Annotated in this window: 1 protein-coding gene; it reads right to left on the bottom strand. The window is 62.0% G+C overall.

The features are described from left to right. A partial coding sequence (locus AC0L20_RS41265; protein WP_473295872.1) for a helix-turn-helix domain-containing protein occupies positions 1–258 on the bottom strand: 258 nt, incomplete at both ends.

Here is a 258-nt window from a genome sequence, read left to right as displayed (position 1 = left end):
ACTGTGAAAGCGGCTGGTGAGGACCAATGCCGCCGGCGACCACCCGAGAAACGCACGCACCGCACTTTCTTCTTGCTCGACGCTGAAATAGCTGGACGCCAATAACAGCTGGTAGCCATGGCGGCTGAGGGTGTCGCTGAAACCCTGCAGGGTGTTGGCAAAGATCGGCCCCGAGATATTCGGGATCACCATCGCCACGATCCGGCCCCGTGCGGAGGCCAGGCCACCGGCCACCAGGTTTGGCACATAGCCCAGTTG

This window comes from Bradyrhizobium sp. Kon58 (assembly GCF_055807455.1).
Note: the sequence above shows the minus strand (reverse complement) of the source record. Positions and strands in the feature narration are given on the sequence as shown.